Origin of the sequence: Streptomyces sp. NPDC048603 (genome assembly GCF_043199475.1) — a bacterium.
Taxonomy (GTDB): Bacteria; Actinomycetota; Actinomycetes; order Streptomycetales; family Streptomycetaceae; genus Streptomyces.
This window is the reverse complement of record NZ_JBICVY010000007.1, coordinates 122,186-134,811: the sequence shown is the minus strand read 5'-3', so window position 1 is coordinate 134,811 and position 12,626 is coordinate 122,186. Positions and strand designations below refer to the sequence as shown.

Below are 12,626 nucleotides of genomic sequence, written 5' to 3'. Positions count from 1 at the left end.
GCCTGGTGATCAGCTCCGGTCCGTGGCCTTCACCAGGGACACCCCGGCGGGTGTCCGGGCCGCGGGAACCCTGACGCCCTTCGACCGGTTCCTCAGCGGAGCGCTCTTGAGGAGCTCTTCGAAGATCGGGACGAGAGCATCGACCGCCCCGGCGCGGACCGGCCCGTCGTCCGGTCCGTCGGGCAGGGCGTCCCAGGGCACCGGCGGGGCGTCCTCGGAGTCGTCGATCCAGTCCCGCAGAGCGTCGGTGTCCGGTGTCTCGTCCGGCGCCAGCACGTCGTAGACCAGGGTGCTGCCCGCCGTGTTCACCGCCGCGGAGAAGGCGTTGACGCGATCTCCCATGCGTGTGGCGCCCTCGGCCATACGGCGCTCGATCACCCGCAGCATCGCCTGGGCGGTGGGCCGGTGGTCGATCACGTCCAGGCGCATGGTGGTCTGCAGGACGTCCTGCACCCGGCAGGCGGTCTCCACCGGCCGGTAATCGGATCCATCGCGGAACAGCTCGGCGGCCCACCACAGACGCGAGAAGGCCTGGGTGTAATGCGGCCCTCGGAAGCGAGCGGCCTGGACCGTCCCCAGCCCGTCCTCGGAGTCGGCTCCCCTGTGACGCCAGGACACGTAATCGGGAGCCACGACCATGGCGAGGAAGTTCCACAGACGGCTGTCCGCCGCCTCGGAACGCGTCATGCGCAGGGTGGCATGCAGGCGAGGAGCCAACCAGCCGTCCGCCTCGGCCCTCCTCGAATCGAACCGTTCCATGGCCTTGTCGACCAGCTCGCGCACTGGTTCCGTCTGCCAGCGCCGGGCCGGACCGAGTGTCTCCGAAGCCCGCCGGAGTGCGACCTGGGGCGGCCTCTGCTCACCGGTCTGCACGGCAAGGGACAGATGCCGCGCGGCCGCCATGTCGGGCAACAGCCCGAGGGTGGGCGGAAAATCGTGGACGTCTCCGCGGCTCATCGATCCCCTCCCGCTTCGAGCGCGGCGCCCAGCGAGCGAACCGCGGTGGTCAGGTTCCTTCCGTTGCGGCTGCGCCGGCCCGCGGCGAACTGCACGCCGGTCTGGAGCTCCGCCCAGCCGTAGCCCTTCTCCCGACGCTGCAGGATCTCGTGCAAGGCATCCGCGGGCTGAAGTCCGGGCAGTACGTGGGGGAGCATGGAGCGCAGCACCGACTCACGCCAGCCGCTCGGCATGATCGGGGTGCCGTCCTCGTCGGTGTCCAGGTCACCGGCGGCGCTGTGGAACATCGCCGTCCACGCATCCTGGGCGATCATGCTGTGCGTCATGTCGCGGACCGCCCGCTCTGCCGGTGTCCCACCGCGCGCGTGGAGAAGCTCGATCAGTCCCTCCACCGCCGCCGTGTTCAGGTAGACGGTGGGCATGTCACCCGTCGTCTCGACGATCCACACCGATTCCCGGTAGGGGCGCAACCACTCGTGTTCTCCACCGCCGAAATCGGTCTCGACGATCTCGATCTCCTGACCCCGTTCCGGGGTCGAGGCACGGAGATCCACATACCAGGGTTCCTTGCCGGAACCGATCAGTCGTCCCGCGACCCCGTCGACGGTCGCCACGACGGACACACCCAGCGTGACCCGGTCATGGTGACGCGCCCGGTCCAACTCGACGGTGCCCTCGACCGTCCCGCCTGCGGTCCTGTGAAGCACCCCGGTGGCCCGGGCATTGGTCGCCTTCTCGGACAGGGTCGCGAGGAACACCACGTCCGACCAGGGCCCGTCGGCCAATTCCGAGTCCGGAACGGTCACCGCCACCCGGAGACGAGCCCGTTCCCACGAGCCACGACCGGCCTGGTGCAGGGCGACCGTACGCCCCGACGGAGAGATCATCGAATAGGGAAGTTCGTCACCGTCCACCCGAACGGAGAGGACCCGGACGGCGACGTCGCCGAACAGGACGGGATAGGGGAACGCCCGGATCACACGGCACCTCCGCGGGTCTTCTGGACCTCGACGACCAAGCGGGCCAGAGCACCGGGCACGGGGTGACTGGCGGGATCGGTGATTCCCCGGAACTCCACCCGCCGGACTCCGGCATCGACCACCAGGTGTCCGCGGTCGATCCGGCAGTTCTCCGTGGCGGCCAGGCTCGCCCAGTCCACCACCGGCTTTCCTCCGGACCTCACGTCGAACTTCGCGACCGGCGTCAGGAGCCACGGATCCTCGGCGGCGGGCAGCTTGACCGTCACCGTCACGCTCCACGCGCCGGACGGCTCCACACGGGCATCGAGCCTGTCCACGGTCGGGAACGCCGTCGATCGGCGTTGCGCCGGCACATCGTGATCCAGACGCAGCAGTTCCCGCAGCCCCGCCGGGCCTTCGGTGCGCGGGGTCGCATCCCGCTGCACCAGACCGCGGACGGCCTTGTCGATCTCCGCCCGAAACTCCTTCAGCCGGGTGAGCGCACCCCGTTCGTAGAGCGAGGTGAGCTCCTCCGTACGGTCCCAGCGGTCGTGCTCCGGCGGCTCCGACGCACGCAGGAACGCCTCGGCGAGCGCGACGTCGTCCCCCTCCCGCTCCGTCGCGTACCCGGCCAGCAGCACGGCCTGGAACGGAATGGAGCCCGGCGGCAGCTCCCGCGGCCGGTGTTCGGTGATCGTCATGCGGTTGCCCCGCATGCAGACGACGCGACTGTGCCTCTCGTCCCCGTCGGCCGCGGGGGTGAGCAACAGGACCGCCTTGTGCTCCCGCCCCTTCGCACGCGCACCGGCACGCCCCTTGAGAGGGGTCACCACGAGCGGTACGTCGACCACGGCAACCTGCTCCTCCGACGTGAGCGCCGCCACCGTGTCGCCGTCGAGGTACGCCCGGAGCGCACGGCACAGAGCCGGGTGCCGGATCGAGGGGTCCACGCGCTCCTCGGGCACGACCTCCTGTCCGTCCCGCAGGGTCCGCACGGTCGCCTGCAGCAGCGCACCGGCCTGTCGTCCCCCGACCATCGCGGCCCAGAATCCGTCCGCGAGGGAACGGACCAACTTGTCGTGCAGCTCCCGGAGGTCTTCCGCGTCTCCCGACGCGTCGTGGGCGCCGACGATGAGGAACGACGTTCCCGGTTCGGCACCACGTCGTTCGAGATGGAGGTCCCGGACCGTCTGCCCCTCGGCCCACCAGGACCGGGACACGTCCCGGTGCTCGGCGGCCGTGTCCGGCTCGCCGAACCAGGCCGGTCCCGCGTACGCGATCCCGTCGACCTCGTGCCACGGGAGGTCGAGACGGCCGATCACCCGGCGGTCGGTGCGCCCTTCATGCGCTTCGGACAGGGTGGAGTTGACCAGCACCAGACCGAACCGGCTCGTCGCCCAGAGGGTGGCCTTGCCCAGGCCGTAAGAACCGCCCGCCCGGCTGCCGGACTCCTTGCGGCTGTCCAGCTGCCGCCGGACCACTGCGGCGAACCGACCGTCCTCGTACTCGGGACCGGTGAGACCGGTCGCGTTGTGGTCGTCCACCCTCAGCAGGAGCAGCGAATCCGCCGTGCGCAGCTCCTCCAGTGCCGCGCGGAGGCTCCGCGAGACCTTCTGCTGTGCTGCGGCGGCCTGCTCGTAGTGCGGGCGGAGTTCGTCCCAGTGCAGGGCCGCGAGGAATTCCCGCAGGCGCGTACCGGTGAGCTCGTGCAACGTGTACTCGACCCGCACCGGCGCACGTGGATCGAGCCGTTCGTCCAACGAGTTCTGGGTCGCCTCTCGGGTGAGGACCGCCATGTCCGCGTCGAAGGCGAACGCCGCGGCGTTGCCGTACTCCCGACCACCGTCCGCGTGGGCACGGCGGTGGTACCACCGCAGGGGGCCTGCGGTGACGGCGTCGGGCACGCCGCGCTCCGACGAGGGGGGTGCCGATCCGAAGATCTCGGCCAGGGCCGTTCTGGTGTCCTCACGGGGCTCCGAACGGCCGTCGGCCCAGGCGGAAATCATCGCGACGGTGAAGCCCAGCCGCTGGGCCAGTTCGCCCCGGGACATGTCCAGACGATCCAACTGTCCTTCCAGCCAAGGACCGAAACCTGCCCTGCTCTCCCCCACTGAACGCCCCCGTCCGTACCCGACACGCTCTTGGAAACGCTCAGCGTATCAGCGACATTTGACAGATTTCGGCTGTCAAATGAACTTACCCGCCCTGCGCGTGGCCCGCCGGAGCGCCGCCGCCTCGCGACGCTCCGCGACGGCCTCGATGACGCGCTCCGCCGCCACCGTCGCGTCCTCGTGCTCCCAGATCCGTACGGGCAGCCAACCCGCCTCGGCGAGGCGGACGTCCGTGTCCACGTCCCGCCGGCGATTGCCCTCGATCTTCGTCCGCCAGAACTCGGCGTTGTTCCGTGGCCAGGTCGCGTGTTCCGGGCAGCCGTGCCAGAAGCAGCCGTCGACGAACACGGCCACCTTGACGGGCCCGAACACGATGTCCGCCTCCCGACGCACCCCCTTCATCGGGCGCCGGTGGATCCGGTAGCGCAGGCCGGAAGCATGCAGCAGCTTCCGCAGGGCGACCTCGACCCCGGTGTCACGGCTCTTCTGGCTGCTCATGCGTCGGCGCACTCCGGCCGTCGTCTGGAGTTTCTCCACACGTCCATTGTCGACGCCCCGATCCGGGCGATCACCAGGTCAGGGGGAATTCGAGCTGCTGATGGCCGCGGGCGAGGGCCGATGGAGGCGCCGGGCGGGAGGTGGTCAGGGTGAGGAGGGTGCGGAGGGCGGAGATGACGGTTGTGGGGGTGGTGCGGAGGAGGGAGGGGGTGGTGGATACGACCAGGATGCCGTGGGATTCCAGGCGGAGGCGGCGGTGGAGGGTGGCGTGCCAGGCGTCGCGGGTGAAGTGGTATTCGACTGAGTCGATCTCCAGGGCCACGCCGTGGTCCGGCCAGTACGCGTCCGGGGTGGCGAGGAAGTGGCCGTCCGGGGTGTAGAGGCGGGCGTTCCAGAGGGGGGTCGGGAGGTCGGTCGCCGCGAGGGTTTCGCGGGCCTGGGCCTCGGCCGGGGAGCGGGTTCCGGCGAGGAGTTCGGCGGCCGCCTCGCGGGCCGCGGGGCGGTTGAGGAGGCGGGCCGCGCGGAGTTCGGCGTGGAGGTCGGCCGGGTGGCACCAGCCCGACTGGACCACGTGGGCCAGGACCGAGCGGACCAGATCCGGGCTGTCGGTGCGGGCCGCGAAGTCCGCCGCGGCGCGGAGCGGGCGGGCGCAGGGGATGCCGGTGACGGACAGGGTGACCGGCCAGCGGGTGGTCGGCCACGGCCGGGTGTCGGCGGCCGGCCGGAGCCGGCGCGGGGCGCGGATCAGGACGTCGTACGGGGCCGATGGCGCTTCGCGTACGCCGAGCAGGGCGAGGGCGGCTCCGCCGGTGAGGGCTGCGGTCGCGCCGGAGAGGGGGTCGCTCGTGGTGGGCCCGGCGGCGTAGAGGACCGCGGCGAGGGCGCGCTGGCGGTGGTCCGGGGGGCCGGTCTGGAGGAGGTGGACCCGGGGCAGGAGGCGCTGCCAGGGGCCGCCGGGGCGGCAGCGGTTCCTGATGGTGGAGGGCGCGATTCCGGCCTCGCGGAGTTGTCGGTGGGTCGCCAGGTTCAGCTGTCGCTGCGCGACGGCCGTACCGTGCCGCCCGTCGGCCCCGGGGCGCCGGTGCCCACCGCCGTACCCGGCCTGTCCGTGCCCACCCTCCGGAGCCTCCCGAAGCCTGTCCGCCCCGGACTGTCCGCGTCCGCCTTCCCCGGCCGCGGGGCGGGTGGCCACCGGGGCCGCAGGATGGCCGGGCTCCGGGTGCGGCCCTCGGTGGGTCGGCCGACGGGGCCGGGCGGCCCGGGGTGGGGCCTCGTGTGGCGGCCCGGGCCGGAGCGGGGGGTGGTGGGGCGGCTGTGCCGGCGGGGGTGTTGTCGTCGTCATGGGGCGGGGATGCCCCGGGGGCGGAGGTTCGTAACGCTCAGTGACCGGGGTGGTGCGGGGAGAGGAAGACCACGACGGCGTTGTGGGTGCCCGGGAGGGGGGCGACCTCGTGCCAGCCGAGGCGGTGGTACGTGGCCACGGTGTCCGTCGCCGTGCGGGAGGTGAGGAGCCAGGCGCGGCGGGCCGGGGCGTCGGCGGTGATCTCGGCGAGCAGGGCGCGACCGGTGCCCTGGCCGCGGGCGTGGGGGCGTACGGCGAGTTCGTCGATCTCCAGGGCTCCGACCAGGAGGTCGCGGACCCGGTCCGGACCGAGCTGGGCGGCTACCTGGGCGTAGCCGCGGTCCGTGGGGAAGGAGGTCTGGGTCAGCCAGCCGGTGGCGAAGCCGTCGATGCCGGCCTCGGACTGGGCGAGGGCGGTACGGAAGCCGGTGCGGCGGGCGTCGGCGGTCAGCCGGCCCGCGAACTGGCGAATGGTTTCTTCGTTCTCGTTCCACGGCGGGGCCGAGAACACCTCGGCGTAGGCGTCGAGGAGTTCGTCCGCCAGGTCGAGGACCGTCGGTCCGTAGCAGATCACCGGTTTCATTCCGATCCTGGGATGGGTGGGGCATTTACTCCCCTATGGAGAGTGAATGTAGGGCCGGGGCGTTCCCGGAGTCGCGGGATCGGCGGATGCGGCGAGTGTGCGACAAATCCACCCGTGTCGGGTGCCCGACGGCCCGTTCGCCCCGGCCCGTGTCGGGCGGCCGCCCGGGGCGTTGGACGGGCATGGAGAGACTGGTCGGCGCGCTCGGCGCGTGTGCCCTCACGTTCCTGCTCGTGCTGGGGTTCCTCGCGCTGCTGCCCGCGCCCGTGCAGGAGGCCGTGCCCGATGCCGTGGTCGGTGGCGTGGTGCTGCTGCTGGGATTGCTGGCGGTACGTCGTTTCGTACGACGATCGCGTTAGCCTCGAGAGCTCACGAGACGGCTCATGACGTCTTGGACGAATTCCGGCGAAGGGACAGGATTCATGGCTCAGGTTCCGACCTCAGCAGTGGCCGCCGCAGGGCTGGTCGGCGGCTATGCGGTCGCGCGGTTCACCCGGAAGCGCCCGCTGGGCGGGGTCGTGCTCGGCGCGGCCGGGCTCGCGGCCGGCCGCGAGTGGTACCGCCGGGCGGGCACCCCCGCCGCGGCCGCGCTCGGCACGCTGTACGTGGCGGCGTTCGCCGGGTCGCACCCGCTGGCCAAGAAGATCGGGGCCTGGCCGGCCGTGCTCGGCGTCGCCGGTGTCGTCGCCACGGCCTCCTGGGCCGTCGCCGACCGGGGCTGACCCGCCGCAGGGGGGACGCGGGCGGCGGGATCGCCGCCGCTCCGTCACCCCCGTCACCCCGTCACCCCGTCTCCCCGTCACGGCAGTCGCGTCACGCCCCCAGCGCCTGCGACACCGAGTAGATCAGCAGGCCCGCCAGGGCGCCGACCACCGTGCCGTTGATCCGGATGAACTGCAGGTCGCGGCCGATGTGCGCCTCGATCTTGCGGGAGGTGTGCTCGGCGTCCCAGCCCGCCACCGTGTCCGTGATCAGCGAGGTGATCTCGGCCCGGTAGTTGGTGACCACGTACACCAGCGCCCCCTCGATCCACCCCTCCACCTTGTCCTGGAGCCGTCCGTCCGACGCCAGCCGCGCCCCCAGCGACATCAGCGAGGACCGTACCCGGAGCCGCAGCTCGCTCCGCTCGTCCTCGGCCGCCGAGAGGATCATCGACCGGATCGCCGACCAGGCCGAGGCGATGACGTCCTGGACCTCGCCGCGCGCCAGGATCTCCGACTTCAGCCGCTCCACCCGGACCCGGGTTTCGGAGTCCGCCTGCAGATCCGCCGCGAAGTCCCGGAGGAATCGGTCGACCGCACCGCGCGCCGGGTGCTGCGGCATGTCCCGCATCTCCGTGACGAACCGCAGCAGCTCCTTGTAGACGCGTTCGCCGACCTTGCGGTCCACGAACCGCGGGGTCCAGCCGGGCGCACCGCCCTGCACCGCGTCCATCACGGAGTCCCCGTGCAGGACCAGCCAGTCGGCGGCCTTGGCGCACATCAGGTCCACCACCCGCCGGTGGCCGCCGTCCGAAACGATCCGCTCCAGGGTCTTGCCGACCCCGGGCGCGATCTCGGCGGTCTCCGCCCGCCGCGTGATCGCCTCACCGACCACCGCCTGGACGTCGGAGTCCCGCAGGACGGTGAGCGCGCCGCGCAGGGCCGTCGCCAGCTCCGCCGTGACCCGGTCGGCGTGCGCGGGCTCGGCCAGCCAGGACCCGAGCCGGCCGCCGATGGAGAGGGCGTGCAGGCGGGCGCGTACGACGTCCGGGGAGAGGAAGTTCTCCCCCACGAACTCGCCCAGCGAGACCCCGAGCTGGTCCTTCTTGGTCGGGATGATCGCCGTGTGCGGGATGGGCAGGCCGAGCGGGCGCCGGAACAGCGCCGTGACCGCGAACCAGTCGGCCAGCGCGCCCACCATGCCGGCCTCGGCGGCGGCCGCGACGTAGCCGGCCCAGCCGCCCGCTCCCCAGGCGTTCTGCGCGACCTTCGCGAGGACGTAGACCAGTGCGACCAGGAGGAGCAGGCCCGTCGCCGTGGCCTTCATACGGCGGACGCCGCGTCTGCGCTCCTCGTCCGCGGCGTTGAACACGAAGCCGCCGCCGGGGGTGCCGCCGCGGGGCGGGCCGGAGCCGCCGGGGCCGCCGCCGGGGCCGGAGCCGCCGCCGGAGCCGCCGCCGGCCGGGCTGCCCGGGCCGCCCGGGCCGGAGCCGGTACCGCTGCCTGGTGCGACGGCCGCGCGTCGCGCTGTGCGTTCCACGTGCTCCTGCCTTCCCCCGGGGGCGCCGGGGCGCCTGCTTTGTCTGCATAGCATCCGACTCCCGGAGGGCTCCAGGAGTTCCCGGCACGCCAGTGGGGCTTCTCGGGGCCCTCGTGTCCTCCGTGCGCGGGTTCGGTGCCCGGCTCCAGCGGAGCGGTGCGCTTCGGCGGAGCAGGGTTTCCGCTGAGCGGCGTGCGACCGCTGAGCAAGGTGCAGCTGCCGGGGGTGGGTACGACCGCTGAGCGGGGGTGTCCCGGTGTGCCCACCCTCCCCCAAGCTCTCGACTGCGCTCGAGCAGGGGGGACCCCCATCGCCCTGCGGGACGCCTGCCCACACCCGGGGGGCCGACGTCTGCCCACCCCAGGGGGCGGCAGCCGGACCCGCTAGAGCTCCTTGCGCAGGGAGGGGCCTGCGGGTGGCAGCTCCGGGTCCGTCGGCGTCTTCGCCGACTTCGGCGCCTTCGCCGACTTCGGCGCCTTCGCCGACTTCGCGCCCTTCGGCGCCTTCACCTTGACCTCGACCCCGCCCCAGAAGGCGAAGCCCGTCACCACCACGCGCGGAGCGCCTGGTTCCGCCGGACCGGGGAAGTCCTTCTGGTCGAAGGCTCCCATCAGGCCGAAGCCGCGTACGTCCAGCTCCACGCCCGGCGGCACGACGACCTCGATGCCGCCCATGACGGCGAAGCAGTTGATCACGACCTCGCGTTCCGCGAACCGAGCCTCGCGCAGGTCGATCTTCCCGCCGCCCCAGAACGCCACCGCGTCGAACCGTGCCGGCACCGTCCACCGTCCCGCACGCCGGAAGCCCGCCATGACCGCGACCGCCGCCGACGAAGTCCCCGACCCGCCGATCCGGACCGGCCAGGAACCGGCCCCCGCACCCGCAGCCGCCCCCGCAGCCGGCGGACCGGCTCCCGGCCCGCCCGCCGGCGCCGCCGGAAGGTCCCTGGTCAGCGGCTCCAGCTCGGCGTACGTACGGGCGCTGAACGCCGCCTCCAGCCGCTCCTCGAACTCCTCCATGTCGAGCCGCCCCTCGGCGACCGCATCGCGCAGCCGCTCGGCGACCCGTTCGCGGTCCGCGTCCGAGGCCCGCAGATCGGGCAGGTCCCGCCGGTCATCGCTCATGACCAACAGCCTAGCCATTCATGCGAGTTACGTGACCCGGACCCGCAGCGCACCCCGACGCGCAGCGCACCCCGACCAGCAGCGCACCCCGCCCGGCAGCGCACCGGTCACCCCCGCCCCGCGTACATCCGCGCGATCACGTCCTCGATGTCCGGCTCCCGCACCGACAGGTCCACCAGCGGATACGCCGCCGCCACCGCCGCCACCAGCGGAGCCGCCGACTGCCCGGCCGGAAACGCCAGCCACTGCCGCGGCCCCTCCACCCGCACCGTCCGCGCCCCCGCCACCTCGATCGGCGGAAGCTCCCGCTCCAGGTCCACCACCAGGGTCCGCTCGCTCTCCCCCGCGCCGCCCGCCGAGTGCAGCCCGCCCAGCGGCCCGTCGTACATCAGCCGGCCGTGGTCGATCACCATCACCCGTTCGCAGAGCTGCTCGATGTCCTGCAGGTCGTGCGTGGTGAGCAGCACCGTCGTCCCGAGCTCCTCGTTCAGCTGCCGCAGGAAGCCCCGCACCTTCGCCTTGCTGATGACGTCCAGCCCGATCGTCGGCTCGTCCAGGTACAGCACGTCCGGGTCGTGCAGCAGCGCCGCCGCGATGTCCCCGCGCATCCGCTGCCCCAGCGACAACTGCCGCACCGGCACGTCGAGCAGCGCGCCGAGGTCCAGCTGCTCCACGCACCGGTCCAGGTTCCGGCGGAACCGCTCCTCGGGGATCCGGTACATCCGGCGCATCAGCCCGTACGAGTCCTTCAGCGGCAGGTCCCACCACAGCGTCGTACGCTGCCCGAACACCACCCCGATCCGGCTCGCCAGCCGGGTCCGCTCGGCCGACGGATCGATCCCGGCGACCCGCAGCCGGCCGCCGCTCGGGGTCAGGATCCCGGTCAGCATCTTGATCGTCGTCGACTTCCCGGCGCCATTGGGCCCGATGTAGCCGACCACCTCCCCCCGCGCGACCTCGAAGCTGATCCCGTCCACCGCCCTGACCTGGTGTTTCTCCCGCCGGAACCGCCCGGCCCGACGCCGTACGTCAAAGACCTTCGCCACTTCGTGCAGTTCGATCAACGCATCCACGTGCTCAGCTCAGCTCCCCGTACTCCGGTACGAACGAAGGCCCGCCCGCCACGCCAGCGACGCGGGCACGAACACCACGAAGGCGACCAGCGGACTCAGGTACGCCACCCAGCCCGGCAGCCCCAGCGGATCCGGCCGCCCCAGCACCTCCAGCGCCGGCAGCCAGTTCACGAAGGCCAGCGGCACCACGAAGGTCACCCCGCGCAGCAGGTCCCGTGCGAAGACCGTCGGCGGGTACTGCAGCATCGTGGCCCCGCCGTACGTGAACGAGTTCTGCACCTCCGCCGCGTCCCCGGCGACGAACTGGAACGCCCCGCCCGCCACGAACACCGCAGCGAAGATCGCCGCCCCGGACAGCACCATCACCGGGACCAGCAGCACCCGCCCGAGCGTCCACTCCACGTCCAGCACGGCCAGCGACCAGACCAGCACCGCCAGCCCCTGCGTCACCCGGCCCAGCCGGCGCAGCGCGAACCGGTCCGCGGCCACCTGCGCCAGCACCGGCACCGGCCGCACCAGCATCGTGTCCAGCGAGCCGTCCCGCACCCGCTGCCCCATCCGGTCCATGTTGCCCAGCAGCAGGTCCGTCAGCCCGAACGAGGCCGAGCAGGACCCGTACAGCAGCGCGATCTCCGGCAGCGAGAACCCGCCCAGCGTGTCCACGTGCCGGAACATGACGTAGATGCCGGCGAAGTCGAGCAGGGTGATCGCCGCGTTCCCGACCGTCGCCAGCAGGAAGGACGTCCGGTACGTCATCGTGGCGCGGATCCACATCGCCACGATCAGCGCGTACCCCCGCAGCCCCTCCCCCAGCCGGGCGGCCCACCGCCGGCCGGCCCACCGGCGGCCGCCCCGGGGCCCGTCCTCCGCCGCCGGCCCGTCCCCGCCGGGCCGGCGCACCAGCGTGTCAACCACCCTGGACCACCACCTTCCGCGTCGCCGCCGCCTGCACCAACCGCCCCGCCGCCAGCAGGGCCAGCGCCCAGCCGGCCTGGAAGGCCAGCGCCCCGGCCGCCGCCCCCGCCCCGGAGTGCTTGCCCAGCAGCACGTCCAACGGCACCTGGAGCATCGCCGACCAGGGCAGCATCCGGACCAGTTCGCCGAACCAGCCCGGGAAGACGGTCAGCGGCAGCAGCACCCCCGAGAAGGCGATCATGACGACGGTGGCCACCATGTTGATCCCCGACCCGTCGAGCAGCCAGAACGCGGCCAGCCCGATCAGATAACGCACCGCGAAACTGACCACCAGCCCCAGCAGTACGGACACCAGGAACAGCAGCCACCGCTCCGGGGCGACCGGCAGCGCCAGCGGAAAGACCAGCGCCCCGACCAGCAGCGGCACCGTGCCGCGGCCCAGCAGCTGGAAACCGGCCCGCCCCAGGTCGGCGGCCAGCCACCACAACTGGAGGTCGGCCGGCCGGTACAGGTCGACCGCGATGTCACCCGTACGGATGCGCTCCTGAAGTTCCTCCTGGAAGCCGCCGCCGATCAGCGCGGCCGAGGCGAGCAGCGACTGGCTGACGAAGACGAAGGCCAGCGCCTCCGCCCGGTCATAGCCCCCGAGACCGGGCCGCTCCGACCACAGGGCGATGTAGGTGTACGCCACGATGAACCCGAAGACGGTGTTGGTGAAGACCCCCGCCGCAGTGGCGGTTCCGTAGGTGGCGTAGCGGCGGAACCCGCCCGCGGCCACCGCGAGATAGAGACGCACCGTTTCTCTTCCACTCCCGCTCTCGTT

General features: G+C 72.6%; 13 protein-coding genes. 2 read left to right on the top strand and 11 right to left on the bottom strand.

Features of this window, described 5'->3' with window-relative positions:
- Positions 1-9: 9 nt before the first annotated feature.
- The 6 genes from ACGFQ9_RS18725 to ACGFQ9_RS18700 all read right to left on the bottom strand — a co-directional run bounded on the left by ACGFQ9_RS18725 (position 10) and on the right by ACGFQ9_RS18700 (position 6,450).
- Positions 10-957 (bottom strand): DUF6339 family protein, encoded by a 948-nt coding sequence (locus ACGFQ9_RS18725; protein WP_393574908.1) that lies wholly within the window; start codon positions 955-957, stop codon positions 10-12.
- Positions 954-1,937 (bottom strand): hypothetical protein, encoded by a 984-nt coding sequence (locus ACGFQ9_RS18720; RefSeq protein WP_393574907.1) that lies wholly within the window; start codon positions 1,935-1,937, stop codon positions 954-956. The genes ACGFQ9_RS18725 and ACGFQ9_RS18720 overlap by 4 nt, the downstream gene beginning before the upstream one ends.
- Positions 1,934-3,967, bottom strand: a complete 2,034-nt coding sequence (locus tag ACGFQ9_RS18715; RefSeq protein ID WP_393574906.1) for a multiprotein-bridging factor 1 family protein — start codon at positions 3,965-3,967, stop codon at positions 1,934-1,936. Before ACGFQ9_RS18715 ends, ACGFQ9_RS18720 begins: the two co-directional genes overlap by 4 nt.
- Positions 3,968-4,102: 135 nt before the next feature.
- The gene (locus ACGFQ9_RS18710; protein WP_393575364.1) at positions 4,103-4,537 is read right to left on the bottom strand and encodes a very short patch repair endonuclease; all 435 of its coding nucleotides are present in this window, start codon (positions 4,535-4,537) and stop codon (positions 4,103-4,105) included.
- A 58-nt stretch (positions 4,538-4,595) separates the two neighbouring features.
- Entirely contained in the window at positions 4,596-5,717 is a 1,122-nt protein-coding gene (locus ACGFQ9_RS18705) for a hypothetical protein (protein WP_393574905.1), read from the bottom strand.
- A gap of 187 nt (positions 5,718-5,904) precedes the next feature.
- Complete coding sequence (locus tag ACGFQ9_RS18700) at positions 5,905-6,450, bottom strand: GNAT family N-acetyltransferase (protein WP_393574903.1); 546 nt, start codon at positions 6,448-6,450, stop codon at positions 5,905-5,907.
- A 182-nt stretch (positions 6,451-6,632) separates the two neighbouring features.
- On the opposite strand from ACGFQ9_RS18700, the gene ACGFQ9_RS18695 reads away from it, so the two are divergent.
- A complete protein-coding gene (locus tag ACGFQ9_RS18695; RefSeq protein ID WP_393574901.1) occupies positions 6,633-6,809 on the top strand; it encodes a hypothetical protein in 177 nt (58 codons plus the stop codon).
- Between the two features lie 63 nt (positions 6,810-6,872).
- On the top strand, positions 6,873-7,172 hold the full coding sequence (locus ACGFQ9_RS18690) for a hypothetical protein (protein WP_393574900.1): 300 nt from the start codon (positions 6,873-6,875) through the stop codon (positions 7,170-7,172).
- A gap of 91 nt (positions 7,173-7,263) precedes the next feature.
- Here the strand turns inward: ACGFQ9_RS18690 and ACGFQ9_RS18685 are convergent, their stop codons facing one another.
- The 5 genes from ACGFQ9_RS18685 to ACGFQ9_RS18665 all read right to left on the bottom strand — a co-directional run bounded on the left by ACGFQ9_RS18685 (position 7,264) and on the right by ACGFQ9_RS18665 (position 12,599).
- Complete coding sequence (locus ACGFQ9_RS18685; protein WP_393574899.1) at positions 7,264-8,745, bottom strand: DUF445 domain-containing protein; 1,482 nt, start codon at positions 8,743-8,745, stop codon at positions 7,264-7,266.
- Positions 8,746-9,074: 329 nt separating this feature from the next.
- Entirely contained in the window at positions 9,075-9,815 is a 741-nt protein-coding gene (locus ACGFQ9_RS18680; protein ID WP_393574897.1) for a DUF1707 domain-containing protein, read from the bottom strand.
- Positions 9,816-9,922: 107 nt separating this feature from the next.
- The gene (locus ACGFQ9_RS18675; protein ID WP_393574896.1) at positions 9,923-10,888 is read right to left on the bottom strand and encodes an ATP-binding cassette domain-containing protein; all 966 of its coding nucleotides are present in this window, start codon (positions 10,886-10,888) and stop codon (positions 9,923-9,925) included.
- Between the two features lie 9 nt (positions 10,889-10,897).
- Positions 10,898-11,803, bottom strand: a complete 906-nt coding sequence (locus ACGFQ9_RS18670) for an ABC transporter permease (RefSeq protein ID WP_393574895.1) — start codon at positions 11,801-11,803, stop codon at positions 10,898-10,900.
- Positions 11,796-12,599 carry an ABC transporter permease gene (locus ACGFQ9_RS18665; protein WP_393574893.1) on the bottom strand — a complete coding sequence of 268 codons (804 nt, stop codon included), beginning with the start codon at positions 12,597-12,599 and terminating at the stop codon, positions 11,796-11,798. Before ACGFQ9_RS18665 ends, ACGFQ9_RS18670 begins: the two co-directional genes overlap by 8 nt.
- Positions 12,600-12,626: the final 27 nt, after the last annotated feature.

Coding starts and splice junctions, on each gene's coding strand:
- ACGFQ9_RS18695 (WP_393574901.1), top strand. CDS start 6,633: ATGGAGAGACTGGTCGGCGCGCTCGGCGCGTGTGCCCTCACGTTCCTG.
- ACGFQ9_RS18700 (WP_393574903.1), bottom strand. CDS start 6,450: ATGAAACCGGTGATCTGCTACGGACCGACGGTCCTCGACCTGGCGGAC.
- ACGFQ9_RS18715 (WP_393574906.1), bottom strand. CDS start 3,967: ATGTCCCGGGGCGAACTGGCCCAGCGGCTGGGCTTCACCGTCGCGATG.
- ACGFQ9_RS18680 (WP_393574897.1), bottom strand. CDS start 9,815: ATGAGCGATGACCGGCGGGACCTGCCCGATCTGCGGGCCTCGGACGCG.
- ACGFQ9_RS18685 (WP_393574899.1), bottom strand. CDS start 8,745: ATGCTATGCAGACAAAGCAGGCGCCCCGGCGCCCCCGGGGGAAGGCAG.
- ACGFQ9_RS18690 (WP_393574900.1), top strand. CDS start 6,873: ATGGCTCAGGTTCCGACCTCAGCAGTGGCCGCCGCAGGGCTGGTCGGC.
- ACGFQ9_RS18725 (WP_393574908.1), bottom strand. CDS start 957: ATGAGCCGCGGAGACGTCCACGATTTTCCGCCCACCCTCGGGCTGTTG.